Below are 23,557 nucleotides of genomic sequence, written 5' to 3' on the forward strand. Positions count from 1 at the left end.
AAGAATAGGGGGGTCGCGATCGCGACGAACTAGACTCTACCGTAACGAGAGGGTTGCGGGATCGGGGATGCGATGACCGAGGTGCGACCCATGCAGATCGGCGAGCTCGCCGAGCGGACGGGGCTGTCGATCCGCACGCTCCGTCACTACGACGAGATCGGTCTGCTGCGTCCCTCGGCCCGCACCGAGGGTGGCTTCCGTCTCTACACCGCCGACGACGAGTCGCGCCTGCTCCTCATTCGCCGCATGAAGCCGCTCGGCTACTCCCTCGAGCAGATGGGGGAGCTGCTCTCGGTGGTCGACGGCCTCGAGGCCGATCCTTCCGACGAGGCGCTGCGCGCGCGGCTCGCCGACATCCGCGACGAGGCGCACCAGCGGCGGGAGGACCTCCGCCGCAAGGTCGCCGCGGCCGACGAATTCATCGCTCAACTGGAGGCACGATGACCGCGCACGACATCGTCCTCGAGGGTCACGGCATCCGCCTGTCTCCCGCTCGAGCCGACGACGCGGCCGAGGCGTGGCCGCTGACCGACCCGGAGCTGTGGAGCCGCATGACCACGCCCTGGGCGGACTCGGTCGAGGCCTACGCCGCGCGCGTCGAGCAGCAGCGCGCGACGCCGGGGCTGTACGCCTTCACGGTGCGGGATGCCGAGACCGGTGAGGTCCGCGGCGCCACGACGTTCTACGAGTACGTGCCCGCGCAGGGGCGGGTCGAGATCGGGACGACCTGGTACGGCCGCGCGTTCCAGGGCGGTCGCACCAACCCCGCCGCGAAGATGCTGCTTCTCACCCACGCGTTCGAGGCGTGGGAGGTCAATCGCGTGGCGCTCCGGTGCGACGCCCGCAACGAGCGCAGCGCGCGCGCCATCGAGCGTCTCGGGGCCACCCGCGAGGGGCGCCTGCGACAGCACCGCATCGCTCCCGACGGCAGCGTGGCCGACACGCTGTACTTCTCGATCCTGCGCGACGAGTGGCCCGCGGTGCGCGCCGGTCTCGAGGAGCGTCTGCGCGAGGCCTGATCGCGCCGAAACTGCATCTCGCCGACGAAACGGCCGCAGTCTGCAACGGGCGTGTCAGCGAGATGCAGTCTCGCGGTGATCGTGGCGTGAGGCGGACGCGTGTGGGCGCGGGCTCAGCCGGCGGCGGCCTCGGCGGCGCGACGACGGGCGAACTCCCGCGCCTCGGTGAACAGCTCGAGGTCGATCTGCACGTGTCGGCGCGCGAGCTCGGCGGCCTCGTCGGGGGTGGCCTGCACGATCGCGTCGACGATCGCGTCGTGCTCGCGGGCGGCGCGCGTCTCCATGCGGAGGTGACTTCCCCGGTCGCCCCAGGGGTGCGCCGGGGCCGACAGCGAGAGGTGTCGCTCGTGCTCGAGCAGGATGTCGCGCAGCGCGGTGTTGTGCGCGGCGTCGATGATGGCGAGGTGCAGCAGGCTGTCGGCGCGCTGCTTCGGGTCGCCCGACTCCGCCGCGTGGAAGTCGTCGAGGCGGCCCCGCATCGCGGCGATGTCGGCGTCGGTGCGCCGCTCGGCGGCCAGGCGCGCGAGCGAGGAGTGCAGCATCGAGCTCGCCGTGCACGCGTCGACGAGGTCGCTCCATCGCTCCTCGAACCACCGGTCGACGCCGACCACGATCGAGTCGGGCCAGTCTTCGGCGACGAACGTGCCGCCGCTCCGTCCGCGACGCCGTTCGATCAGGCCGCGTGTCGACAGGTCGTCGAGGGCCGCGCGCACCGTGGTGCGTCCGACGCCCAGGAGGGGAGAGAGGTTGCGCTCGGCGGGAAGACGGGTGCCCGGGAGGAACTCGCCCACCGCCACGGCGGTGATCAATCGATCGGTCACGCGCTCCACCAGGGAGGCGTCGTCGGTGTCGGCCATGGGCTCCCGTCGTTTCTCCCATGTTAATTCCGCAGAAAAGGTTTGCCAACGCACCTTTAACGGGTCCACCATGACTGCATGCACCGCTCCACGCAACGCGAGATCACCGTTCCCTTCCGCGACGGCTTCACCTGGGCCCGCCTCACCGAACCGACCGAGCCCACCGGCGCCGCGCCGCTGTTCGTGCTCCACGGGGGCCCCGGGATGGCGCACAACTACGTCTCGAACCTCGACGCCCTCGCGGAGCTGACCGGTCGCACCGTCGTGCACTACGACCAGATCGGGTGCGGCAAGAGCTCCCACCACCCCGACGCTTCGGCCTCCCAGTGGGTGCCGCAGCTGTTCGTCGACGAGTTCCACAACCTGCGCGAAGCGCTCGGCTTCGACGAGTACCACGTGCTCGGTCAGTCGTGGGGCGGCATGCTCGGCGCCGAGATCGCCGTGCGTCAGCCCGCGGGGCTGCGAAGCCTGGAGATCTGCAACTCCCCGGCATCCATGGCCCTCTGGCTCGCGGGAGCGGCGCGACTGCGCGCCGAACTCCCCGAAGACGCCCGCGACGCCCTCGACCGGCACGAGGCCGCCGGCACCCTCGACGACCCCGAGTACGCCGAGGCCACCCGCGTGTTCTACGAGCGCCATGTGTGCCGCGTCACGCCGATGCCGCAGGACTTCGTCGACAGCGAGCAGCAGATGCTCGCCGACCCCACGGTCTACTTCACGATGAACGGGCCGAACGAGTTCCACGTCGTCGGCACGGGTCGTGACTGGACGATCATCGACCGCCTGCCCCAGGTCGCCGTGCCCACGCTGGTGGTCGCCGGCGAGTTCGACGAGGCCACCCCCGAGACGTGGGAGCCCTTCGTCGCGCACATCCCCGGCGCCCGCTCGCACGTGTTCGCCGGGGCGAGCCACTGCACCCACCTCGAGATGCCCGACGCCTTCCGCACGGTCATCGCCGACTTCCTCGCGCCCCTTCCCTGACACCCGCCCCACCCCACCCGAACCAGGAGACCCGATGTCGCACCCCGCCCCCGAGGCCCAGCAGTCGCTGGAGTCGTTCGGCTACAAGCAGGAGCTCAAGCGCTCCATGTCCACCTTCGACCTCGTGGTCTACGGTCTCGTCTTCATGGTGCCCATCGCGCCGTGGGCGATCTTCGGCGTGGTGTTCAACGCCGCGAGCGGCATGGTGCCGCTGGTCTACCTCACCGGCGTGATCGCGATGATCTTCACCGCCCTCGCCTACGCGCAGATGTCGAAGGCGTTCCCGATCGCCGGCTCCGTCTTCTCGTACGTCGGTCGCGGTCTGCACCCCACGGTGGGCTTCTTCGCGGGCTGGGCGATCCTGCTCGACTACCTGCTCGTGCCGACGCTGCTGTACGTGTTCGCGGCCTCGTCGATGGCGGGCATCTTCCCCGACGTCCCGCAGTGGATCTGGGCCGTCTCGTTCGTCATCATCAACACCGTCATCAACGTGCTCGGCATCGGCTCGATCAAGATCGCGAACCGGGTCATGCTCGCGATCCAGCTCGCCTTCGTGGTGATCTTCGTCGTGATCGCGATGGTCGCCCTGTCGTCCGGCACGATCCCCGGCGCGGAGTTCACCATGGCTCCGCTGTGGGATGCCGAGAAGGTCAACCCCGCGCTCATCGCCACCGCCCTCTCGATCGCGGTGCTGAGCTTCCTCGGCTTCGACGGCATCTCCACGATGGCCGAGGAGTCCACGGGTGACCGGAAGTCCGGCGGTCGCGCCATGATCATCGCCCTGCTCGTGGTCGCGGTGCTCTTCATCGCGCAGACCTGGTTCGCCAGCGCCCTCGCCAACGGCACGATCGCCTTCGGCGACGACGAGGTCAACAACGCCTTCTTCCTGCTCGTGGCCAAGGCCGCCGGCAGCGGGTGGGCGACCGCCTTCCTCGCGGTCAACGTCATCGCGGTCGGCATCGCCAACGCGGTCGCGGCCCAGGCGGCGACCTCGCGCCTGCTCTATTCGATGAGCCGCGACCGGCGCCTTCCCGCCTTCCTGTCGAAGGTCACCTCGCGCCAGGTGCCGATGGCGGCGATCCTGCTGGTGAGCGCGATCTCGCTCGTGCTGGTGCTGTTCTTCGTCGGCCAGATCGCCGTCATCTCGTCGCTGGTGAACTTCGGCGCCCTGCTCGGCTTCATGCTGCTGCACGTGTCGGTCGCGGCGTACTACCTCGGCAAGAAGAAGTCGAAGAACTACCTGCTCCACCTCGTGGTGCCGCTGGTCGGCTTCCTGATCATCGGATACGTGCTGCTCAACGCCGATATGACCGCCAAGATCGGCGGCATCCTGTGGCTGGTCGTCGGCGCGATCGTCTACGTGATCTTCGCCCGCAAGAGCGGCGGGGCCACCGGACCCCTGCCCGAGCACGCCACGGCGACCGCCGGCGAGGGCGGCGGAGAGGTGGCGTCCCGATGACCTTCGAGCACCGGCTCGGTAAGGAGCACGGTCGCCCGGGGTACGACGCCTCGGTGCCCCCGGTGCTGCGCATCCGCCCCGGCACCGGCGAGAGGATCGCGTTCGAGACCGACGACGCGGTGTACGCCGAGCTGCACGACCACGGCGATCTCGCTGCCCTCCAGGCGCCGATCAACCCGGTGACGGGTCCGGTGTACGTCGAGGGGGCGAAGCCGGGCGACGCCCTGGCGGTGCACGTGCACGAGATCCGCCTGGGAGACTACGGCTGGTCGCAGAGCCTCCCCGGCGCCGGAGCGCTGCAGCACCGCATGCCCGACCACGTCGTCAGCCGGCGCATCCCGATCGACGCGGAGGGAGTTCACCTCACCGAGCGGCACGTGGTGCCCGCGCGTCCGATGATCGGGTGCATCGGCACGGCGCCGGCGACGGGGCAGAACTCCACCGTCATGCCCACGACCGCGCTCGGCGGCAACATGGACCTCACCGACGTCGCCCCGGGCGCCACGGTGTACCTGCCCGTCGAGGTCGAGGGGGCGCTGCTGTCGATCGGCGACATCCACGCCGTGATGGCCCGCGGCGAGTCGTCGTTCGTCGCGATCGAGGCGGCGGGCGTGGCCGTGGTCTCGATCGATCTGATCCCGGATGCCGCTCTGCGCGCGCCCCGCGTCGAGACCGACGAGGAGTGGATCTTCGTCGGCCTGGGCGACCCCGTGCAGGAGAGCGTCCGGCGCGGCTACGAAGACGTCTTCGACCACCTCGTCGACGAGCGCGGCTGGGACCGGATGGACGCGTACGCGGTCATGAGCGCCCTCGTGCACAGCGAGCTGGGCGGACCGACGGGGTCGGAAGCGCCCGATCCGCTGCATCCGTTCCGCGCCGTGGGGGCGGTGACGCTGCACCGCCTGCCCAAGAGCGTGCTCTGACCGGGGGGTGGCCCGGACGCGGTGGCGGTTCGAGCGGGGCCGGAGCGCCGTGTAAGATCGTCCCTTGGAAGTGTGTCCGAGCGGCCTAAGGAGCATGGCTGGAATCCATGTAGGCGGGGTAACTCGCCTCGCAGGTTCAAATCCTGTCACTTCCGCCACACGAAGAGCGTCACCCCTCAGGGGGTGGCGCTTTTCGCTCGTCAGACGGGGGTGGTCTCGCGCTCCGGGGCCTCGGCCCCCGGTCGCACGAGGAGGGAGCGCGGCGCGATCCGTGCCACGAGGCGTCGCGTGCGGGAGGCGCCCGACGCCAACTGCGTGCGGATGCGCTCGACCGCGTCGGCGAGCGCGGGTCCCGCCGCGGCATCCGGCTCCGTTCCGGCGTAGCTGACCTCTTCGAGCGCTGCGCGGAGCAGATCGACGTCGTCGGCGTCCACGCCGTGCTCGTCGACGAGTTGGGTGGCGTAGGCGCGCGGCGACACGCTCGCGGGGGAGGGGATGCCGAGATCGACGGCGTCTTCGCGCATCGCCGTCCACGCGGCCACCGGGTCTCCCGCCCGTGCGGCGGCGAGTCGACGGCGCCGGACGACGGTGCGCACGACCGACGGTGCGGCAGCCAGCAGCAGCAGTGCGAGTGCGATCACGACGGAGGGGATCCACGCCGTGCCGGTGCGGGCGGCCACGCCCGCGCCTCCGGCCTCCACCGCCCCGGTGTCTCCGCGATCCGCCGACGACGCCGCCGGCGACGGAGCCGTCGAGGGAACGGCCGCGTCTTCTTCGGGGGTCGTGGGGGCGGCTCCCCCTGTCGTGGAGCTGGAGGCGAAGTTCGTGGGCACGCCGAGGCTGTTGGTCGGCTCGAAGGGCACCCAGCCGATGCCCTGGAAGTACACCTCGGGCCACGCGTGCAGCTGGCTGGAGGTGACCGTGTACTCGATGCCCCCCTGCTGCGGGATGCTCGAGGCCGTGCCGGGCAGGTACCCGATCACGATGCGCGAGGGCATGCCCAGCGAGCGCGCCATGACCGCGAACGCCGAGGCGTAGTGCACGCAGTAGCCTGCGCGCACCTGCAGGAAGTCGGCGACGGCATCCATCCCCGCCCCGTCGAAGCCCGCCTCGACGGGCGCATCGAGGGAGTAGCGGAACGCGCTGCTGCGGAACCACGTCTGCAGGTCGATCAGCGCGTCGTACGACGTGCTCGCGCCGGCCGTCACCTGTCGAGCCGTGTCGCCGATGATGGCGGGGACGTCGGGGGGCAGCGAGGTGAGCGCCGGGTCGAGGTCGGGGCTGCCGACCTGACGGGCGCGGATCTGCTCGAGGGTCGGCCGGGGCACGTTCGCCTGCACCTCGTACACCTGGTCGCGCGTCGAGCCGGCGCGGGTGACGACGGTGCGGTTCTGCGGCATGCCCAGCCAGTCGCCCGACAGTCCCGTGACGGTCGAGGCGGGGTAGGGCACGGGCAGCCACGGGCTGTCGAGCTGATCGACGGTGACGGTGGTCGACCAATCGGCCAGGGCGATGTCCTGGTCGACGCCCACGCGGTCGAACACGGGCCCGTCGGAGGGCACGGGCACCGTATCGGAGCTGTCGGGTTCCCACACGGCGCCGTCGAAGCGCGAGAGCGTGACGGCACGCAGGTACGGGGCGGTCGGCCCGGTCGTGCGCACGGTCAGCACGTCGACCTCGCGCGGCTGGCGCAGGTCGTTGCCGAGTTCGAGGTTGGGGTTGATGGTCGTCCCGATACCGCCGGTCCCGCCGGTCGCGAAACGCAGGCCCGGCTGGGGCAGCAGCGGGGTGGCGACCACGGCGACGATCACGGCGACGGCGGCCACGCCGAGCGCGGTCGACGAGGCGCCCAGGCGACGCGGGGCCGGGTCGCGGTCGGACACCGCGATCGCCCGAGCGCGTGTGTCGACGCGCAAGAGGAACAGCAGAGAGGCCGCCAGCAGCACGAAGGCGACGATGTCGACGTCGGAGGGGATCGCGATGGTCGGGATCAACGAGACCGCGACGAGACCGACGCCGGCGAGCAACGGCATCCGGGCCGTGAGCACGACGTGATCCAGCACCAGGGCGAGTCCGCCGATCGCTCCCACGAGCAGGAACGCCAGGCCGACGGCCGGTTCGACGGGGGCGACACCGAGGCGGATCTCCTCCGACGCCCCCGAGAGCAGACCCGGGACGCTCGCGAAGGTGGCGGGGGTGGGGATGAGCCCGAGGAGCGCCGTGGTGCGACCGAAGATCGCCGTCAGCAGCACGACCCACACACCGAGCTCGATGGCGCTGGCGAGGATCGCGGGCAGGCGGGCGATGCGCACCAGCAGGCCCGCGCCCAGCACCCCGGCCGTCACGACGACGGCGCCCGCGACCCACGGGCCCGGCGCGATGACCGAGAAGACCGGCAGCATCGCCGAGACGATGGCCGCGAACAGCCCCAGGGTGAGCATCGTCGCATCGCGACGTCGACGCGGGGTGCGCAGCACCGTGAGGTCAGCCGACACGGGAATACCCCTGTTCCATGGCGTCGTCCCACGATGCGGCGACCTCGCCGCCTGACCGCACGAGGGACGCACGCCATCCGCCGGCGCGCAGGCCGTCGAGGTCGGTGTCGAAACCCTCGTCCGCGACGACGATCAGCACCGGCATCGCCGAATGTCGCGCCACGGTCCCCAGCGAAGCACGATCGTCGGCCCCCAGTCGTCCGGTGACCACCACGACCGGGCCCAGCAGCGCGCCGGCCGAGGCGGGCACGATGCGGTGCGAGGGGTCGTCGGGGCGCGCACGCAGGCTCGCGAAACCGGCCGCGGTCCGGCGGGCGTCGACGTCGTCACCGCCCTCGACGGGATCCGTGAGCAGGGCCCCGTCGCTGTCGACGACGTCGACGGTGTAGCCCTCGTGCACGAGACGTGCGATGACCGACACGCACGCGCTGACTGCCGTCTCGAACGCCGCATCGGCGCCCGGCGCGTGCGCGGCGAGCGGCGACCAGCGCGACAGCGCGCGGTCGAGCACGACCGTCGCGGCCGGAGACGACTCCTGCTCCTCCTGACGCACCATGAGGGTGTCGCGGTGGGCCGTCGCCCGCCAGTGGATGCGCCGCATCGAATCGCCCGGGGCGTAGGGCCGGGCGACGAGGTTGTCGGCGCCCTGGCCCAACTGCATCGTCGTCGTCTGGCGCGACCCGCCGGCCTCGCCCGACGCGGTGGGCAGGGGAGCGAGGTCGACCACGGCCGGACCCACGGTCACGGGGGTGGGGCGCCCGAGGGCGAGCCGCCGCCGGACCAGGCCGAAGGGATCGGTCGTGGTGACCTCGAACGGACCGAGGGAATGGATGCCGCGCGACGTGCCGACGACCTCGTAACGCACCTCGATCGCTCCGCCCGCGCCCGCGAGCGTCGATGAGAGGCCGGGAGAAGCGCCCTCCGCCCGACCCGAGAGACCCGACGGCAGCGCGTCACGCCAGCGTCCGGGGCCCGTCGGCAGCGCGCTGTGCAGACCCGCGCGCACGAGCACGCTCGCGCGGGCGCCGACCTCGGGCACCTCCGGGGTGATCGTGCGCGTCACCGAGCCCGCGCCCCGCGTGAGCAGCAGGGCGATGCCGGAGGCCGCGAGAAGCGCCGCCAGCAGCGAGGCGAAGTACAACAGTTCCGGGATGCCGGCGCGCTGGGCGATCACGAACGAGGCCACGGCCAGCAGCACCGCGCCGGTGCCGCGGACGGTGAACGGCCACCAGCGCCGCACGGCCGGCCTCACGGTCGCGGCGCGAGCGGCACGCGGACGCTCGTGGCGATCCGATCGAGCGCGTCGGCGACCACGGCGGCCCCGGCGCGACCGCCGGCCGCCGACCGGTTGGCGATCAGACGGTGGGCGAACACCGGCGACAGCAGCGCCGTGATGTCGTCGGGGATGACGTAGGCGCGACCGTCGAGGGCCGCGCGCACCTTCGCCGCGCGCACGAGCTGCAGGGTCGCGCGGGGGCTCGCCCCCAGGCGGATGTCGGGATGGCTGCGGGTCGCCTGCGCGAGGGCGACGACGTAGTCCTCGAGCGCGGGCGCCACGTGCACGCCGCGCGCCCAGGCGATCATCGCCGTCACCTGACGCGCGGTCACCACGGGAGTCAGTCCGTCGAGCGGGTTCACGCTGTCGCGCTGGCGCAGCATGAGCGCCTCGGCCGCGGCATCCGGATACCCCATCGAGATGCGCAGCAGGAAGCGATCGCGCTGCGCCTCGGGCAGCGCGTAGGTGCCCTCCATCTCGAGGGGGTTCTGCGTCGCGACGACGAGGAACGGCGAGGGGAGCACGTGGGTCCGACCGTCGACGGTGACCTGGCGCTCCTCCATCGCCTCCAGCAGCGACGACTGCGTCTTGGGGGAGGAGCGGTTGATCTCGTCGGCGATCACGATGTTGGCGAACACGGCACCGGGGGTGAACTCGAACTGCCGCTGCACCGGGTTGAACACCGACACGCCCGTGATGTCACCGGGAAGGAGGTCGGGAGTGAACTGGATGCGCCGCACGTCGGCGTCGACCGTGGCGGCCAGGGCCCGCGCGAGCATGGTCTTGCCGACGCCGGGAACGTCTTCGATCAGCAGGTGTCCCTCGGCGAGCAACGCGATCAGGGCGCTGCGCACGGCATCGGGCTTGCCGTCGATCACGCGGGAGACGGATGCCACGATGTCGCCGGTCAGCTGGGCGAATGACGCGGCGTCCAGGCCGATGTCGACGCCCGGGCGCGGGCTCGTGTCGGTGCGGCGTGTCCGCGTGGTCGCCTCGGGCGTGACCGTCTCGTCCATGGCATCCCTTGTGTCGTGGAGGGCGGCGGCGCATCCTCGCCGCCGTGACCTGATCGTAACCCGCGTCATGGTGCGGCGGGTCGGAAAGAGCCGGGTGCACAGGGGGCGCACGGCTGCACCCCTAGGATCGGGGGCGTCGATCCGCCCGAGGAGCCCCATGCCCGACACCGCGACCACCCTCCCGTTCACTCACGTGCTCGCCGTCGACATCGGCGGGACCAAGGTCGACGCGGCCCTCGTGTCCGTCGAGGGAGAGGTCGAGCGTGCGAGCGTGGCCCGGCGCCCGACGGGGCGCGAGGCCGACCGTGCGCAGATCGCCCGCTACGTCCGCGAGGCCGCCGTCGCCGCGCTCGCCGCGGTGCCCGGTGCCCGCGTGGGAGCGATCGGGGTGGGCAGTGCCGGTCCCGTCGACCTCCCGTCGCGGTCGGTGTCGCCGCTGAACCTTCCCCTGGCCGCGGGCCTGCAGATCGACGAGGTGCTCGACGGACTCGTCGACGGTCCGATCCACCTGGCCCTGGACGGCACCTGCATCGCCCTCGCCGAGCACTGGCGCGGAGCCCTGGTCGGCTGCGACGACGCGATGGCCATCGTGGTGTCGACGGGCGTGGGCGGCGGCTTCGTCCTGGCCGGCGAGCCGGTGCGGGGCGCCAGCGGCAATGCCGGACACCTCGGCCAGATCTTCGTGCGCACCATCGACGACGGCGAGGTCGTCGCCTCGACCCTTGAAGCCGTCGCGGCCGGACCCGGCACTGTCGCGTGGGCACGCGCCCAGGGGTGGGAGGGCCTGACGGGGCTCGATCTCGCCGCCTCGCACGCGGCGGGTGACGACATCGCCGTCCGCGCGGTGCGCCGCTCGGCCACCGCCGTCGGGCAGGCGATCGCGGCCGCGGCCACGCTGTGCGACCTCGAGGCCGTGGCCATCGCCGGCGGGTTCTCGCAGGTCGCGCCCGACTACATCGATCAGGTGCGCGCGGCGGCCCAGGCCGCCTCTCTGCACGCCTACGCGCGCCGCTGCCGCATCGTGGGGTCGGGACTCGACGGCGACGGACCGCTGCTGGGCGCGGCCGCGCTGGCGCTGCAGGCGTGAGGCGCCGCGTGCCGTCGTCGCGGGGCCGGTTTCGGCGGTGAATCCCGGCGACGGATGCGCGCGGCTGGATCGCGGCGGGGAGACGCCGATGAGTCGGGTAGGCTAGTCGACGGCTCTCCGCGTGGCGGTATCCCGGCCAACTCCCCCAGGACGGAAACGTAGCAAGGGTAACCAGGCTCTACCGGGTGCGCGGAGGGTCTTTTCTTTTCCCCGATGCCCGACTCTGTGGCTCGACACCGCGCCTTAATGCCGGGCGAAGGGCCCGTCGAGCACCGCCCACTGCAGCAGCATGATGGTCTTGGCATCATGGATCGATCCGTCCCGGATCATCTGCATCGCCAGATCGATGTCGTATTCGAGGATCTCGATCTCCTCGTCCTCCTCGGCCAGGCCCCCGCGATCGCCCTCGCGGTCGGCGCCGTCGTAGGCCGCGGCGAAGAAGTGCAGGCGCTCGGTGACCGATCCCGGGCTCATGTAGACGTCGAACACGTGCTGTATTTCATCGACGCGCACCCGCGTCTCCTCCTCGGCCTCGCGACGGATCGCGGTGACCGGGTCGTCGTCGTCGAGCAGGCCCGCGGCGGTCTCGATGAGCATGCCGTCGGGGTGGTCGTTGACGTAGACGGGGTAGCGGAACTGCCGGGTGAGCAGCACGGTCCGCCGGTCGGGGTCGTAAAGCAGGATCGTCGCACCGTTGCCGCGGTCGTAGGTCTCGCGTGTGAGGGTCGTCCACTCGCCGTCGTCGCCGCGGTAGCGGAACGTCGTCGCCCGCAGCACGTGCCAGCCGGCCGCGAGGAGGTCGACGTCGGTGACCTCCACCCGCGGGTTGCGGTCGAGGTCGCGGCCGGTGAGGTGCAGGCCGGTGCGGCCGCGGTGATCGGCGACGGTGGTGCCGGGGCGAGGGTCGGTCATGACTCGGAACAATAGTGCAGAAACGTGCAACACTGTGGACCATGCTCGCTGCCGCCCGGAAAGACGCCCTGCTCGACCGGCTCCGGCGCGACGGCCGTCTCGTCGTGAAGGACATCGCCGTCGAGCTGGGTCTCTCTGAAGACAGCATCCGCCGGGACCTCCGAGAATTGGATGCCGCGGGCCTCGCCGTCCGCGTCTACGGCGGGGCGCTCCCGGCCTCGCCCGCCGTCGCCGACTACGCCGCTCGTCGCGAGGTCGCGCGGGGGAGTAAAGAGCGCGTGGCCGCCGCCGCGGTCGCCCTCATCGAGCCCGACTCCACCGTGCTGCTCGACGGCGGGACGACGACCCTGGCGATGGTCGATCTGCTGCCGCGCTCGTTCGGCGGCACGATCATCACCCACTCGCCGACGATCGCCGCCGCGCTCCTCGACCACGACGCCGAGGTCATCATCCTCGGCGGGCGCCTCTACAAGCACTCCGCCGTGGCCTGCGGGGCCGCGGCGATGGAAGCGGCGCAGAACGTCAGCGCCGACCTCTTCTTCCTAGGCGTGACGGGGGTTCACCCCGAAACGGGGCTGTCGACGGGGGATGCCGAGGAGGCGGCCATGAAGCGCGCTCTCGCGGCCCGCGCGGCCGAGACGTTCGTCCTCGCGAGCGAGGAGAAGCTCGGTGCGGCTTCGCGCTTCGGCATCCTGCCGCTCGACGGGGTCGCGGGGATCATCGCCGACCTCGACCCCGACACGGCGCTCGCCGCGGATCTCCGGAGGGTCGGCGCCCGGCTCGTGCCGGTGGACCCCTCCTGATCACTCGACACCGAAGCAACCCCGCGGCGGTGTCGGAGGCCCGCAATAGGCTGGCTCCGTGACGCAGAGCATCTACATCACGTCGGCCGAAGGTCATTCGGGCAAATCCTCGGTGGCTCTGGGCGTCCTCGACGCCCTCAGCCGCGTCACGCCGCGCGCGGGGGTGTTCCGTCCCATCGCGCGATCGACGGCCGAGCGCGACTACGTGCTCGAGATGCTGCTCGATCACGACAGCGTCGACCTCGCCTACGACGACTGCGTGGGCGTGACCTACGACGACGTGCGCGACGACGCCGACGCCGCTCTGGCCCGCATCGTCGAGCGGTACAAGGCCGTCGAGGCCCAGTGCGACGCGGTCGTCATCATCGGCAGCGACTACACCGACGTCGGCAGCCCCGCCGAGCTGGCCTACAACGCCCGCATCGCGGCCAACCTGGGCGCCCCCGTGCTCCTCGTGCTCGGCGGTCGTGCGCAGCAGGGTCACAGCGAGACGCTGGGCATGTCGGTCGCACGCACCCCGCACGAGGTCGGACAGATCGCCTCGCTCGCCGTCTCCGAACTGCAGCACGAGCGGGCGGCGCTGTTCGCCGTGATCGCCAACCGCGCCGATCCCGATCACCTCGACGAGATCACGGCATCCGTGCGTCAGGTCGTCGACGCGCTGCCCGTCGGCACCGCGGCCGAACGCCGCAGCGTGCCCGTCTGGGCTCTTCCCGAAGACCGCTTCCTCATCGCCCCCTCGGTGCGCGGCGTGCTGCGCTCCGTCGAGGGTGAGCTCATCAAGGGCGACCCGGCGCTGCTGACCCGCGAGGTGCTCGACGTGGTCGTCGCGGGAATGTCGATGGTCAACGTCCTGCCACGGCTCAAAGAGTCCGCGGTCGTCGTCATCCCCGCCGATCGCAGCGAGGTGCTCATCGCCGCCCTGCTGGCCAACGCCTCGGGCACCTTCCCCTCTCTCGCCGGCATCGTGCTCAACGGCGGGTTCGAGCTGCCCGATGCGATCGTGCGCCTCATCGATGGCCTCGGCTCGCCCCTGCCGATCATCGCGACCGACCTCGGCACCTACGACACCGCGGTGCGCATCATGAACACGCGTGGTCGCCTGGCCGCCGACTCGCAGCACCGCTACGACACAGCCCTCGCCCTGTTCGAGCGCCACGTCGACACCGAACTCCTCACGCGCGAACTGGGCGTCGCCCGCCCGAGCGTGGTCACCCCGCTCATGTTCGAGTACGGCCTGGTCGACCGCGCCCGCAGCGACAAGCGCCGCATCGTGCTGCCCGAGGGCAACGACGACCGCGTGCTGCGGGCGGCGGCCACCGTGCTCTCGCGAGGCATCGCCGACCTCACGATCCTCGGCGAGCCGATCGAGGTGCGTGGGCGCGCGATCGAGCTCGGCATCGACATCCGCGACGCCGAGGTGCTCAGCCCCTTCGACGCCGTGCACGTCGACAAGTTCGCGACCGAGTACGCCCGGCTCCGCGCGCACAAGGGCGTCACCTTCGCGCAGGCCGCCGACACCGTGACCGACGTGTCGTACTTCGGCACGCTCATGGTGCACCTCGGCCTCGCCGACGGAATGGTCTCCGGCGCCGCTCACACCACGGCGCACACGATCCGCCCCGCGTTTGAGATCATCAAGACCGCCCCCGGCGTCTCGGTCGTCTCGAGCGTCTTCCTCATGGCCCTCGCCGACCGCGTGCTCGTCTACGGCGACTGCGCCGTCATCCCCGACCCCACGAGCGAGCAGCTCGCCGACATCGCCGTGTCGTCGGCCGCCACCGCCGAGCAGTTCGGCATCGCGCCGCGCGTGGCCATGCTGTCGTACTCGACGGGCGAGTCCGGCACGGGCGCCGACGTCGAGAAGGTACGCACCGCGACCGCCCTCGTGCGCGAGCGCGCGCCCGAGTTGCTCGTCGAGGGACCCATCCAGTACGACGCCGCGGCCGACGCGGCCGTCGCCCGGGCCAAGATGCCCGACTCCGAGGTCGCCGGTCGCGCGACGGTGTTCGTCTTCCCCGACCTCAACACGGGCAACAACACCTACAAGGCCGTGCAGCGCTCGGCCGGGGCCGTCGCGATCGGCCCCGTGCTGCAGGGTCTGAACAAGCCCATCAACGACCTCTCGCGCGGCGCCCTCGTCGACGACATCGTCAACACCATCGCGATCACCGCGATCCAGGCCCAGGGGGGCACCCAATGAGCGTCGTCCTCGTCGTCAACAGCGGTTCGTCGTCGTTCAAGTACCAGTTGCTCGACATGGCGCACGAGCGGGTGCTGGCATCCGGTCTCGTCGAACGCATCGGCGACCCTTCGACAGGCTCAGGGACCGGGGGAACGGCGACCCACACCATCACCGCCGCGGCCCTCTCCGCTCCCGACGCTCCGGCGCCCACGGTGACGGATGCCACCTACACGATCGAGCGCGAGATCCCCGACCACACCGCGGGCTTCGCCGTCATGCTCGACGCCTTCGCCGCGCACGGGCCCTCGCTCGACGAGCGCGCCCCGGTCGCGGTCGGTCACCGTGTCGTGCACGGCGGTGCGCGCTTCTTCGCGCCCACGGTCGTGACGCCGCTCGTCGAGATCAACATCGACGAGCTGTCGGTCCTGGCGCCTCTCCACAATCCCGCGAACCTCGCGGGGATCGTCGCGGCGAAGAAGGCGTTCCCCGACGTTCCGCACGTGGCCGTGTTCGACACGGCCTTCCACCAGTCGCTCGCTCCCGAGGCGTACACGTACGCGATCGACCGCGAGGTCGCCGAGGCCCACCGCATCCGTCGCTACGGTTTCCACGGCACGAGCCACAAGTTCGTCAGCGAGGCAGCCGCCGCCTTCGTGGGTCGCCCGCTCACCGAGCTGAAGCAGATCGTGTTCCACCTCGGCAACGGCGCCTCGGTCGCCGCGATCGAGGGCGGGCGTTCGGTCGACACCTCGATGGGCCTCACGCCTCTCGAGGGGCTCGTCATGGGCACGCGCTCGGGAGACCTCGACCCAGCGGTGCTGCTGCAGCTCGCGCGCCGCGCCGAGATGTCGACCGCCGATCTCGACACGCTGCTCAACAAGCGCTCGGGCCTGCTCGGCATCGCGGGAGTGTCCGACATGCGCGACATCCAGCAGCGACGCGAGGCGGGAGACCCGGCGGCGCGCCTGGCCTTCGACGTCTACATCCATCGCCTGCGCGCGTACGCGGGCGCGTACCTCGCGCAGTTGGACGGGGTCGACGTCATCTCGTTCACCGCGGGGGTGGGCGAGAACGCCGCCGCCGTGCGCGCCGAGGCCATGGCGACTCTCGGGTTCGCCGGGGTCGAGATCGACGCCGAGCGCAATGCGACGCGCGGACGCGGCATCCGGCGCATCTCCACCGACGCCTCGCGCGTCGAGGTGCTCGTCGTGCCCACCGACGAAGAGCTCGAGATCGCGCGGCAGACCCTGTCGGTCACCCGCTGAGACACCTCGTCCCGTTACGCTGACCCCGCCCTGCTGGGGCGATCGTCTTCTTCGACCCGGAGTTCCCCATGACCCCCACCGCCGATCTGCCCGACCTGACGACGTTCGACGGGGTGCTGTTCGATCTCGACGGCGTGCTGACCCCCACCGCCGAGGTGCACATGCGGGCGTGGAAGACGATGTTCGACGAGCTGTTCGCCGCGTGGAAGATCGAGCCGGCCTACACCGACCGCGACTACTTCGAGTACGTCGACGGCAAGAAGCGCTACGACGGCGTGGCGAGCCTGCTGCGCAGCCGCGACGTCGAGGTGCCGTGGGGCGATCCCTCCGACGACCCCTCCGAAGACACCGTGTGCGGAGTCGGCAACCGCAAGAACGTGGTCTTCTCAGAGATCCTCCGCCGCGAGGGCATCGCGCCGTACCCGGGGTCGGTGGCCCTTCTCGACGTGCTCCAGAAGGCCGGGGTCCCCATCGCTGTCGTGTCGAGCTCGAAGAACGCCGTCGAGGTGCTCGACGCCGCCGGCATCCGCGATCGCTTCCCCGTCGTCATGGACGGCGTCGTCGCCGAGCGCGACCACCTGTCGTCGAAGCCCGCACCCGACGTGTTCGCCGAGGCGGCGCGCATGCTGGGCGTCGACCCGGCCCGATCCGTCGCCGTCGAAGACGCACTGAGCGGCGTGAAGTCGGCCGTCGCGGCCGGATACGCGGTCGTCGTCGGCGTCGATCGCGGCGTCGGGGCCGACGACCTCGCCTCCGCCGGGGCCACCGTGGTCGTCGACGACCTCGCGGCCTTCGTAGACTGAGCCGTCGCCTGCACGCGACCCACCCGACTCACCGCGGGCGCGCGGGATGCCCCCTCGCCCTGGAAGGCACGTGATGATCGATCGCGATCGTTTCCCCATCGACGAATGGCGTCTCGTAGAAACCGAGTTCTCGCTCGACGACGTGGGGGTCACCGAGACCCTCTTCGCGGTCGGCAACGGCTACCTCGGACTGCGCGGCAACTCCATCGAGGGGCGGTTCGCGCTCGAACAGGGCACGTTCATCAACGGGTTCCACGAGACGTTCCCGATCCGTCACGCCGAGCAGGCCTACGGTTTCGCCGAGGTCGGTCAGACGATCATCAACGCTCCGGATGCCAAGGTCATGCGCGTCTACGTCGACGACGAGCCGCTGTCGCTCGACGTCGCCGACGTGCGGGAGTACGAGCGCGTGCTCGACATGCGTCAGGGGATCCTGCGCCGCAACCTCCTGTGGGTCACGCCCTCGGGCAAGCGCGTGCGCATCGAGGACGAGCGCTTCGTGTCGTTCGACGAGAAGCACCTCGCGGTGCTGCGCCTGACCGTCACCGTGCTCGATGCCGACGCCCCCGTCACCGTGAGCAGCCAGCTGCTGAACCGTCAGGACGGCGAGGGCATCTACGGCGGTTCGCCCATGGCATCGAAGCAGTCCGGTTTCGACCCGCGCAAGACCGAGAAGCTCAGCGACCGCGTGCTGCAGCCGCGCGAGTACTGGCAGGACGGCGACCGCTCGGCCCTCAGCTACGAGGTCAGCGAGTCGGCCATGACGCTCGCCGTCATCGCCGACCACCTCGTCGAGACCGAGAACGAGTACACCTCGCGCCAGCTCATCGAGCCCGACATCGCCAAGAACGTCTATCGGGTGCACGCCCGGGCCGGCGTCCCCACCACGATCACCAAGCTCGTGAGCTACCACACCTCGCGTGGCGTTCCCACGGGTGAGCTGCTCGACCGCTGCCGCCGCACGCTCGATCGCGCGGTCGAGACGGGCGTCGACCGGCTCGTCGAGAAGCAGATCGCCTGGTACGCCGACTTCTGGGATCGCTCCGACGTGCGCATCGGCGGTCACGGCGACCTGCAGCAGGCCACGCGCTGGTGCCTCTTCCAGCTCGCGCAGGCGGCCGCCCGCGCCGACGGGCAGGGCGTGCCGGCCAAGGGCGTCACGGGCTCCGGCTACAGCGGGCACTACTTCTGGGACACCGAGGTCTACGTGCTGCCGTTCCTGGCGTACACGTCGCCGCTGTGGGCCCGCAACGCGCTGCGCATGCGCTACCTCATGCTTCCCGCGGGCCGCAAACGCGCGCACCAGCTGAATGAGGCCGGGGCGTTGTTCCCGTGGCGCACCATCAACGGCGAAGAGGCCTCGGCCTACTACGCCGCGGGCACGGCGCAGTACCACATCAACGCCGACGTGGCCTACGCGCTGGCGAAGTACGTGCGGGCGACCGGCGACGAGGAGTTCCTCGCCCGTGAGGGCGTCGACATCGCCGTCGACACGGCCCGCCTGTGGGCGACGCTGGGGTTCTGGCGCTCGAGCGACGGCTCCGACGACGGGGAGCGCGACTCCTTCCACATCCACGGCGTCACCGGGCCCGACGAGTACACCACCGTCGTCAACGACAACCTGTTCACCAACGTCATGGCGCGGTTCAACCTGCGCTTCGCCGCGCGCACGGTCCGCGATCTCGCCGACCGTGATCCCGACGCGTACGCGCACATGGCCGATCGCATGAACCTCGACCCGTCGGAGCCCGAGCGGTGGGACAAGGCCGCCGAGGCCATGCACATCCCGTTCAGCGAGGCCCTCGGCATCCACCCCCAAGACGCCGTGTTCCTCGAGCGCGAGATCTGGGACCTCGAGAACACCCCGCCCGATCAGCGTCCGCTGCTGCTGCACTTCCACCCGCTGGTGATCTACCGGTACCAGGTGCTCAAGCAGGCCGACGTGGTGCTCGCGCTGTTCCTGCAGGGCAATCACTTCACGGATGCCGAGAAGCTCGCCGACTTCGAGTACTACGACCCGCTGACCACGGGCGACTCGACGCTGTCGGCGGTCGTGCAGTCGATCCTCGCGGCGGAGGTCGGCTACCAGGACCTCGCCTTGGAGTACTTCCGTCAGGCCGCGTTCGTCGACCTCGGCGACCTGCATCACAACGCCTCTGACGGCGTGCACGTGGCCTCGGCCGGTGGGGTGTGGACGGCCCTCGTCAGCGGTTTCGGCGGCATGCGCGACCACTTCGGTCTGCTGACCTTCGACCCGCGTCTGCCCGCCGACTGGCCCGAGCTGTCGTACGTGCTGCACTGGCACGGCACGCGCCTCGACATCACCCTCACCGCGTCGGCGCTGACCCTTCGCGCCGGGGGAGAGGGCGGCCCCGTCACCTTCGCCGTGCGCGGGGTGGACTACACCGTCGCGCCGGGTGAGACGGTGCGCGTGGCCCTGCACGGACAGGGGCCGGTGCGGCCCGGTCGTCCCTCGATCCGCCAGCTCGAGGGCTCCGTGCGCGAGGACGGCACGCTGCTGTCGGCGTCGGTGCCGATCGTCACCGCGACCATCCCGGTCGTCGGCGACGACGAGGCACCCATCGCGGTCGGACTCGACGGCGGTTTCTGAGCTCCGAACGCGGCGGCACCCTGCGGGGGTCGCCGCGTTCGGCGTTCGGGGGCGCCCTCTCCGCCCGCGGGAGGAGGACCGGGGAGGGGAGGACGCCAGGGGGCGATCGCGTCCTCCGTCGCCGGAATCTCCGCCGTTCCCCGCGGTCCGAGGGTCGATCGTCGGGGGCGCGGAGGCGATGTCGGAGGTACGCCGTAGGCTGGTGGAGTGACGACAGCCCTGTACCGCCGATACCGCCCCGAGGCGTTCGGCGAGATGATCGGGCAGTCGCAGGTGACCGAGCCGCTCATGACCGCCCTGCGCAGCGACCGCGTGGGTCACGCGTATTTGTTCTCGGGTCCGCGCGGCTGCGGAAAGACCACCTCGGCCCGCGTTCTGGCGCGCTGCCTCAACTGCGCGGCGGGTCCCACCGACACCCCCTGCGGCACGTGCGACAGCTGCGTCGAGCTGGGGCGCGGCGGCGGCGGGTCGCTCGACGTGGTCGAGATCGACGCGGCGAGCCACAACGGTGTCGACGACGCCCGCGACCTGCGCGAGCGCGCGATCTTCGCCCCCGCGCGCGACCGCTTCAAGATCTTCATCCTCGATGAGGCGCACATGGTGACGCAGCAGGGCTTCAACGCCCTGCTCAAGCTGGTCGAAGAGCCTCCGGCCCACGTGAAGTTCATCTTCGCCACCACCGAGCCCGAGAAGGTGCTCGGCACCATCCGCTCGCGCACGCACCACTACCCGTTCCGGCTGGTTCCGCCCGCCGCGATGCTCGAGTACGTCCAAGAGCTCTGCGAGACCGAGGGCGTGAGCGTCGAAGCCGGCGTGCTGCCCCTCGTCGTTCGCGCCGGTGGCGGGTCGCCCCGCGACACCCTCTCGCTGCTCGACCAGCTCATCGCCGGCAGTGACCCGTCGACAGGCTCGGCGACCGAACCCGCGGGCCACGTGCTCGTGCGCTACGAGCGCGCGGTCTCGCTGTTGGGCTACACGCACTCCGAGCTGCTCGACGAGGTCGTCGACGCCTTCGCCGCGAACGACGGCGGAGGAGCCTTCGCCGCCGTCGACCGTGTCGTGCAGACCGGCCAAGATCCCCGCCGGTTCGTCGACGACCTGCTCGAGCGCCTGCGCGACCTGATCATCGTGGCGGCCACGGGTGCGGGCGCCTCCGCGGTCCTGCGCGGTGTCCCCGACGACGAGCTGGAGCGCATGTCGCGGCAGGCCACCGCCTTCGGAACCACCCGTCTGTCCCGCACGGCCGACCTCGTGGTGGCCGCGCTCGACGAGATGACCGGCGCCACCTCGCCCCGTCTTCAGCTCGAGTTGCTGGTGGCGCGCGTGCTCACGCACGCGGGTGTCGCTCAGGGCGGATCGCCCGCCACGGCGCACGACATCGAAGCAGGGCGCGGTCATGCCGCAGCCCCCGCGCAGGTCGCCCCCGCGACGGGGCGTCCCGCGTCACCCGCGGCCGACATCGCCGCCCCGTCGACCCAGTCGGCGGTGTCGTCCGCTCCCGCGGCGGCCCCGCGCATCGCGTCGCCCGGTACCTCATCGGGCGGCGCCTCGTCGCCGGCCGTGGCCTCCCCGAAGATCGCTTCACCGGCGGTGGCCTCACCGACCGTGGCCTCGCCGGCCGTCGCTTCCCCCGGCATCGCCTCTCCTGGGGTCGCCGCCCCCCGCATCGCGTCGCCGGGCGGGGCAGCCCCCGCGGTGGCGTCTCCGGGCGTCGCCGCCCCGCGGATCGCGGCTCCCGGTCGCCCCGAGCCGACGCCGGCGGATGCCGAGAGGCCCGCGCCCGCGCCCGCGACGAACCGCGTCGCCGCCCCCGCGACGGCCGGCAGCGCCCCCTCCGACGATGACGCCCCGCCGCCCTTCACCGACGACGACGCTCCGCCGCCGTTCGACGACGGCGACGCTTCCGTGTTCGACGAACCCGCACCGACCCGCGCGGCCTCGCCTGCGACGGCCGTCGAACCGGCTCTCGCCATGCCCGACGACGACGAGGCGCACCCCTTCGACAGAGCGCCCTCGGCGGCATCCGTCTCGACGTCGGGAGGCACTTCAGCAACAGATTCCGTCGCGGAGGCCGAGCCGGACGCGAAGCCCGAACCGGTCGCGAAGCCCGAGTCCACGACGAAAGCCGCGCCGGCGTCGGAGCCCGAGTCGGCGTCCACGGCCCCGCCCGCTGAGGCGACCGGCACAGCCGAGCCCTCGGAACGCGTCGAGCCCGCTGCGGCGGCTGAGCCGACGGCGACCCCCGCGCCCGACGCGACCCCCGCGCCCGACGCGACCCCCGCGCCCGACGCGACCCCCGCGCCCGACGCGGCAGCCCAGAACGACGCGGCAGCCGAGAGTGCCGCTGCGGCGGAGCCCGCCGACGCGGCTCCCGCGCCCGGCGAAGCTCCCGCATCCGACGAGGCCTTCCCGCTCGAGCCGTCCGCCCCGACGCCGCCGGCGACCCCGGTCGGCCCGATCGACCTGGCGCACGTACGAGACGCGTGGCCCGAGGTGCTGGGTCAGCTCGAGGTGGCGAGCCGTGCCTCATGGCTGATCGTGTCGACCTCGACTGTCGTCGCGTACGACGACGACGTGCTCACCCTCGCGTTCCGCACGACGAACGATCTGTCGGCGTTCAAGACCCGCACGCCCGAGGGCGGCCCGAGCGAAGACCTGCGGCAGGCGATCCAGGCCGTGCTCGGGGTCCGAGTGAAGTACCTCGCCCGCCTCGAGGGCGACCAGCCCGGTGGCCCCGGTGGGTCGGGCGGTGGCCCCGGCGGTCAGGGCGGCGCTCCGCGCGGACCGGCCGGCCCGGCGCCCGCCGGCCCGCAGGCGACGCGACCGAGCGGGCAGCAGCCCCCCGCGCCGCGCGCCGCGACCTCGTCGGCCCCGTACGCCTCGTCGGTGACCGAGTGGGCCGTGGCGCCCATCCCGGCCTCCGACGGCGCCGCGCCGTCGGCGTTCCGCGCTCCGACCGCCCTGGCGGTCGACGACGAACCCGACGAGGCCTCCGCGGGCATCGCACCGGCCACCCCCGTGCGCGAGGGTGTCGTGCTCCCGCCCCGTGACGTGGCCCGGTCGGTCCCGGCCCCCGAAGAGGTCGACGACGACGACGTGATCCCGCCCGCCGACGAGACCGAGGCCCCGCTGCCGCCGGTCGTCGTTCCGCGCATGCCCCCGCTTGGCGGCGGCGTGCAGCGCTACGGCGAGGCGGTCGTGCGACAGATGCTCGGCGCCACCTACGTGCGTGACGAACCCTACGAGCCCCCGACGAGGTTCAACTGATGTACGACGGAATCGTCCAAGACCTCATCGACGAGTTCGGCCGCTTGCCGGGCATCGGCCCGAAGTCGGCCCAGCGCATCGCGTTCCACATCCTGCAGTCGCCGTCGTTCGACGTCTCGCGACTGTCGACTCTGCTCGGCGAGATCCGCGACAAGGTCAAGTTCTGCGAGATCTGCGGCAACGTCACCGAGCAGGAGCGCTGCTCCATCTGCCGCGACCCCCGTCGCAACGCCACCCTGATCTGCGTCGTCGAAGACGCGAAAGACGTGGCCGCGATCGAGCGCACCCGCGAGTTCCGCGGTCTGTACCACGTGCTCGGCGGGGCGATCAGCCCGATCGCCGGCATCGGTCCCGACGACCTGCGCGTCACCCAGCTCATGCAGCGCCTCGCCGACGGCACGGTGCAAGAGGTCATCCTCGCGACCAACCCCAACCTCGAGGGCGAGGCGACCGCGACCTACCTCAGCCGGCTGCTGCACACGCTCGAGATCCGCGTCACCCGCCTGGCATCCGGACTCCCCGTCGGCGGAGACCTCGAATACGCCGACGAGGTCACCTTGGGTCGCGCCTTCGAGGGCCGCCGCACGCTCTGACCTCG

General features: G+C 71.7%; 18 protein-coding genes, 1 tRNA gene and 1 other RNA gene. 15 read left to right on the forward strand and 5 right to left on the reverse strand.

The features are described 5' to 3' along the window. The first annotated feature begins 72 nt into the window (after positions 1–72). Both FS769_RS09870 and FS769_RS09875 read left to right on the forward strand, forming a co-directional pair. Positions 73–444 carry a MerR family transcriptional regulator gene (locus FS769_RS09870; RefSeq protein ID WP_144832931.1) on the forward strand — a complete coding sequence of 124 codons (372 nt, stop codon included), beginning with the start codon at positions 73–75 and terminating at the stop codon, positions 442–444. Further along, a complete protein-coding gene (locus FS769_RS09875) occupies positions 441–1,019 on the forward strand; it encodes a GNAT family N-acetyltransferase (protein ID WP_144832932.1) in 579 nt (192 codons plus the stop codon). The genes FS769_RS09870 and FS769_RS09875 overlap by 4 nt, the downstream gene beginning before the upstream one ends. 113 nt (positions 1,020–1,132) lie before the next feature. Here FS769_RS09875 and FS769_RS09880 read toward each other — a convergent pair whose 3' ends face one another. Continuing rightward, entirely contained in the window at positions 1,133–1,876 is a 744-nt protein-coding gene (locus FS769_RS09880) for a FadR/GntR family transcriptional regulator (RefSeq protein WP_144832934.1), read from the reverse strand. A 78-nt stretch (positions 1,877–1,954) separates the two neighbouring features. Between FS769_RS09880 and FS769_RS09885 the strand changes: the two genes are divergently transcribed. The 4 genes from FS769_RS09885 (at position 1,955) to FS769_RS09900 (ending at position 5,397) form a co-directional block, all read left to right on the forward strand. Next, positions 1,955–2,857, forward strand: coding sequence for a proline iminopeptidase-family hydrolase (locus FS769_RS09885; RefSeq protein WP_144832936.1), 903 nt, complete (start codon positions 1,955–1,957; stop codon positions 2,855–2,857). A gap of 34 nt (positions 2,858–2,891) precedes the next feature. Next, positions 2,892–4,316: an APC family permease gene (locus tag FS769_RS09890; protein WP_144832938.1), complete on the forward strand. Its 1,425-nt coding sequence runs from the start codon at positions 2,892–2,894 to the stop codon at positions 4,314–4,316. After that, positions 4,313–5,239, forward strand: coding sequence for an acetamidase/formamidase family protein (locus FS769_RS09895; RefSeq protein ID WP_144832940.1), 927 nt, complete (start codon positions 4,313–4,315; stop codon positions 5,237–5,239). Before FS769_RS09890 ends, FS769_RS09895 begins: the two co-directional genes overlap by 4 nt. A gap of 66 nt (positions 5,240–5,305) precedes the next feature. Beyond that, a tRNA-Ser gene (locus FS769_RS09900) sits at positions 5,306–5,397 on the forward strand. Between the two features lie 42 nt (positions 5,398–5,439). Here the strand turns inward: FS769_RS09900 and FS769_RS09905 are convergent. Genes FS769_RS09905 through FS769_RS09915 form a run of 3 tightly spaced genes read right to left on the reverse strand, consistent with a single transcriptional unit; the run spans position 5,440 to position 10,026 of the window. Then, the gene (locus FS769_RS09905) at positions 5,440–7,734 is read right to left on the reverse strand and encodes a DUF3488 and transglutaminase-like domain-containing protein (protein WP_230705145.1); all 2,295 of its coding nucleotides are present in this window, start codon (positions 7,732–7,734) and stop codon (positions 5,440–5,442) included. Next, positions 7,724–8,974, reverse strand: a complete 1,251-nt coding sequence (locus tag FS769_RS09910) for a DUF58 domain-containing protein (protein WP_144832942.1) — start codon at positions 8,972–8,974, stop codon at positions 7,724–7,726. The genes FS769_RS09905 and FS769_RS09910 overlap by 11 nt, the downstream gene beginning before the upstream one ends. Positions 8,975–8,982: 8 nt before the next feature. Continuing rightward, positions 8,983–10,026, reverse strand: a complete 1,044-nt coding sequence (locus FS769_RS09915; protein ID WP_144832944.1) for a MoxR family ATPase — start codon at positions 10,024–10,026, stop codon at positions 8,983–8,985. Positions 10,027–10,183: 157 nt separating this feature from the next. Here FS769_RS09915 and FS769_RS09920 point away from each other — a divergent pair, with 157 nt between their 5' ends. Further along, complete coding sequence (locus tag FS769_RS09920) at positions 10,184–11,113, forward strand: ROK family protein (protein WP_144832946.1); 930 nt, start codon at positions 10,184–10,186, stop codon at positions 11,111–11,113. A gap of 108 nt (positions 11,114–11,221) precedes the next feature. Continuing rightward, an RNA gene (ffs, locus tag FS769_RS09925) (signal recognition particle sRNA small type) lies at positions 11,222–11,318 on the forward strand. A gap of 38 nt (positions 11,319–11,356) precedes the next feature. Here the strand turns inward: ffs and FS769_RS09930 are convergent. Further along, positions 11,357–12,025: an NUDIX domain-containing protein gene (locus tag FS769_RS09930; RefSeq protein WP_144832948.1), complete on the reverse strand. Its 669-nt coding sequence runs from the start codon at positions 12,023–12,025 to the stop codon at positions 11,357–11,359. A 41-nt stretch (positions 12,026–12,066) separates the two neighbouring features. Between FS769_RS09930 and FS769_RS09935 the strand changes: the two genes are divergently transcribed. The 7 genes from FS769_RS09935 (at position 12,067) to recR (ending at position 23,552) form a co-directional block, all read left to right on the forward strand. Continuing rightward, positions 12,067–12,828: a DeoR/GlpR family DNA-binding transcription regulator gene (locus FS769_RS09935; RefSeq protein WP_144832950.1), complete on the forward strand. Its 762-nt coding sequence runs from the start codon at positions 12,067–12,069 to the stop codon at positions 12,826–12,828. A gap of 58 nt (positions 12,829–12,886) precedes the next feature. Next, complete coding sequence (gene pta, locus FS769_RS09940) at positions 12,887–15,031, forward strand: phosphate acetyltransferase (protein WP_144832952.1); 2,145 nt, start codon at positions 12,887–12,889, stop codon at positions 15,029–15,031. Beyond that, positions 15,028–16,278, forward strand: a complete 1,251-nt coding sequence (locus FS769_RS09945) for an acetate/propionate family kinase (protein ID WP_144832954.1) — start codon at positions 15,028–15,030, stop codon at positions 16,276–16,278. The genes pta and FS769_RS09945 overlap by 4 nt, the downstream gene beginning before the upstream one ends. Before the next feature lie 68 nt (positions 16,279–16,346). Beyond that, positions 16,347–17,081, forward strand: coding sequence for an HAD family phosphatase (locus tag FS769_RS09950; protein WP_144832956.1), 735 nt, complete (start codon positions 16,347–16,349; stop codon positions 17,079–17,081). A 73-nt stretch (positions 17,082–17,154) separates the two neighbouring features. Then, positions 17,155–19,692 (forward strand): glycoside hydrolase family 65 protein, encoded by a 2,538-nt coding sequence (locus FS769_RS09955; protein WP_144832958.1) that lies wholly within the window; start codon positions 17,155–17,157, stop codon positions 19,690–19,692. A gap of 207 nt (positions 19,693–19,899) precedes the next feature. Beyond that, the gene (locus FS769_RS09960; RefSeq protein ID WP_144832960.1) at positions 19,900–22,959 is read left to right on the forward strand and encodes a DNA polymerase III subunit gamma and tau; all 3,060 of its coding nucleotides are present in this window, start codon (positions 19,900–19,902) and stop codon (positions 22,957–22,959) included. After that, complete coding sequence (gene recR / locus FS769_RS09965) at positions 22,959–23,552, forward strand: recombination mediator RecR (RefSeq protein ID WP_013585718.1); 594 nt, start codon at positions 22,959–22,961, stop codon at positions 23,550–23,552. Before FS769_RS09960 ends, recR begins: the two co-directional genes overlap by 1 nt. Positions 23,553–23,557: the final 5 nt, after the last annotated feature.

Source organism: Microbacterium sp. BH-3-3-3 (assembly GCF_007679045.1).
GTDB classification, from domain to species: domain Bacteria; phylum Actinomycetota; class Actinomycetes; order Actinomycetales; family Microbacteriaceae; genus Microbacterium; species Microbacterium algihabitans.

Excerpts from the sequence above, each read along its gene's own strand:
- FS769_RS09945 (WP_144832954.1), top strand. The coding sequence starts at position 15,028 with ATGAGCGTCGTCCTCGTCGTCAACAGCGGTTCGTCGTCGTTCAAGTAC.
- FS769_RS09880 (WP_144832934.1), bottom strand. The coding sequence starts at position 1,876 with ATGGCCGACACCGACGACGCCTCCCTGGTGGAGCGCGTGACCGATCGA.
- FS769_RS09915 (WP_144832944.1), bottom strand. The coding sequence starts at position 10,026 with ATGGACGAGACGGTCACGCCCGAGGCGACCACGCGGACACGCCGCACC.
- FS769_RS09930 (WP_144832948.1), bottom strand. The coding sequence starts at position 12,025 with ATGACCGACCCTCGCCCCGGCACCACCGTCGCCGATCACCGCGGCCGC.
- FS769_RS09885 (WP_144832936.1), top strand. The coding sequence starts at position 1,955 with ATGCACCGCTCCACGCAACGCGAGATCACCGTTCCCTTCCGCGACGGC.
- FS769_RS09920 (WP_144832946.1), top strand. The coding sequence starts at position 10,184 with ATGCCCGACACCGCGACCACCCTCCCGTTCACTCACGTGCTCGCCGTC.
- recR (WP_013585718.1), top strand. The coding sequence starts at position 22,959 with ATGTACGACGGAATCGTCCAAGACCTCATCGACGAGTTCGGCCGCTTG.
- FS769_RS09875 (WP_144832932.1), top strand. The coding sequence starts at position 441 with ATGACCGCGCACGACATCGTCCTCGAGGGTCACGGCATCCGCCTGTCT.
- FS769_RS09935 (WP_144832950.1), top strand. The coding sequence starts at position 12,067 with ATGCTCGCTGCCGCCCGGAAAGACGCCCTGCTCGACCGGCTCCGGCGC.
- FS769_RS09895 (WP_144832940.1), top strand. The coding sequence starts at position 4,313 with ATGACCTTCGAGCACCGGCTCGGTAAGGAGCACGGTCGCCCGGGGTAC.
- FS769_RS09950 (WP_144832956.1), top strand. The coding sequence starts at position 16,347 with ATGACCCCCACCGCCGATCTGCCCGACCTGACGACGTTCGACGGGGTG.
- FS769_RS09890 (WP_144832938.1), top strand. The coding sequence starts at position 2,892 with ATGTCGCACCCCGCCCCCGAGGCCCAGCAGTCGCTGGAGTCGTTCGGC.
- FS769_RS09955 (WP_144832958.1), top strand. The coding sequence starts at position 17,155 with ATGATCGATCGCGATCGTTTCCCCATCGACGAATGGCGTCTCGTAGAA.
- FS769_RS09870 (WP_144832931.1), top strand. The coding sequence starts at position 73 with ATGACCGAGGTGCGACCCATGCAGATCGGCGAGCTCGCCGAGCGGACG.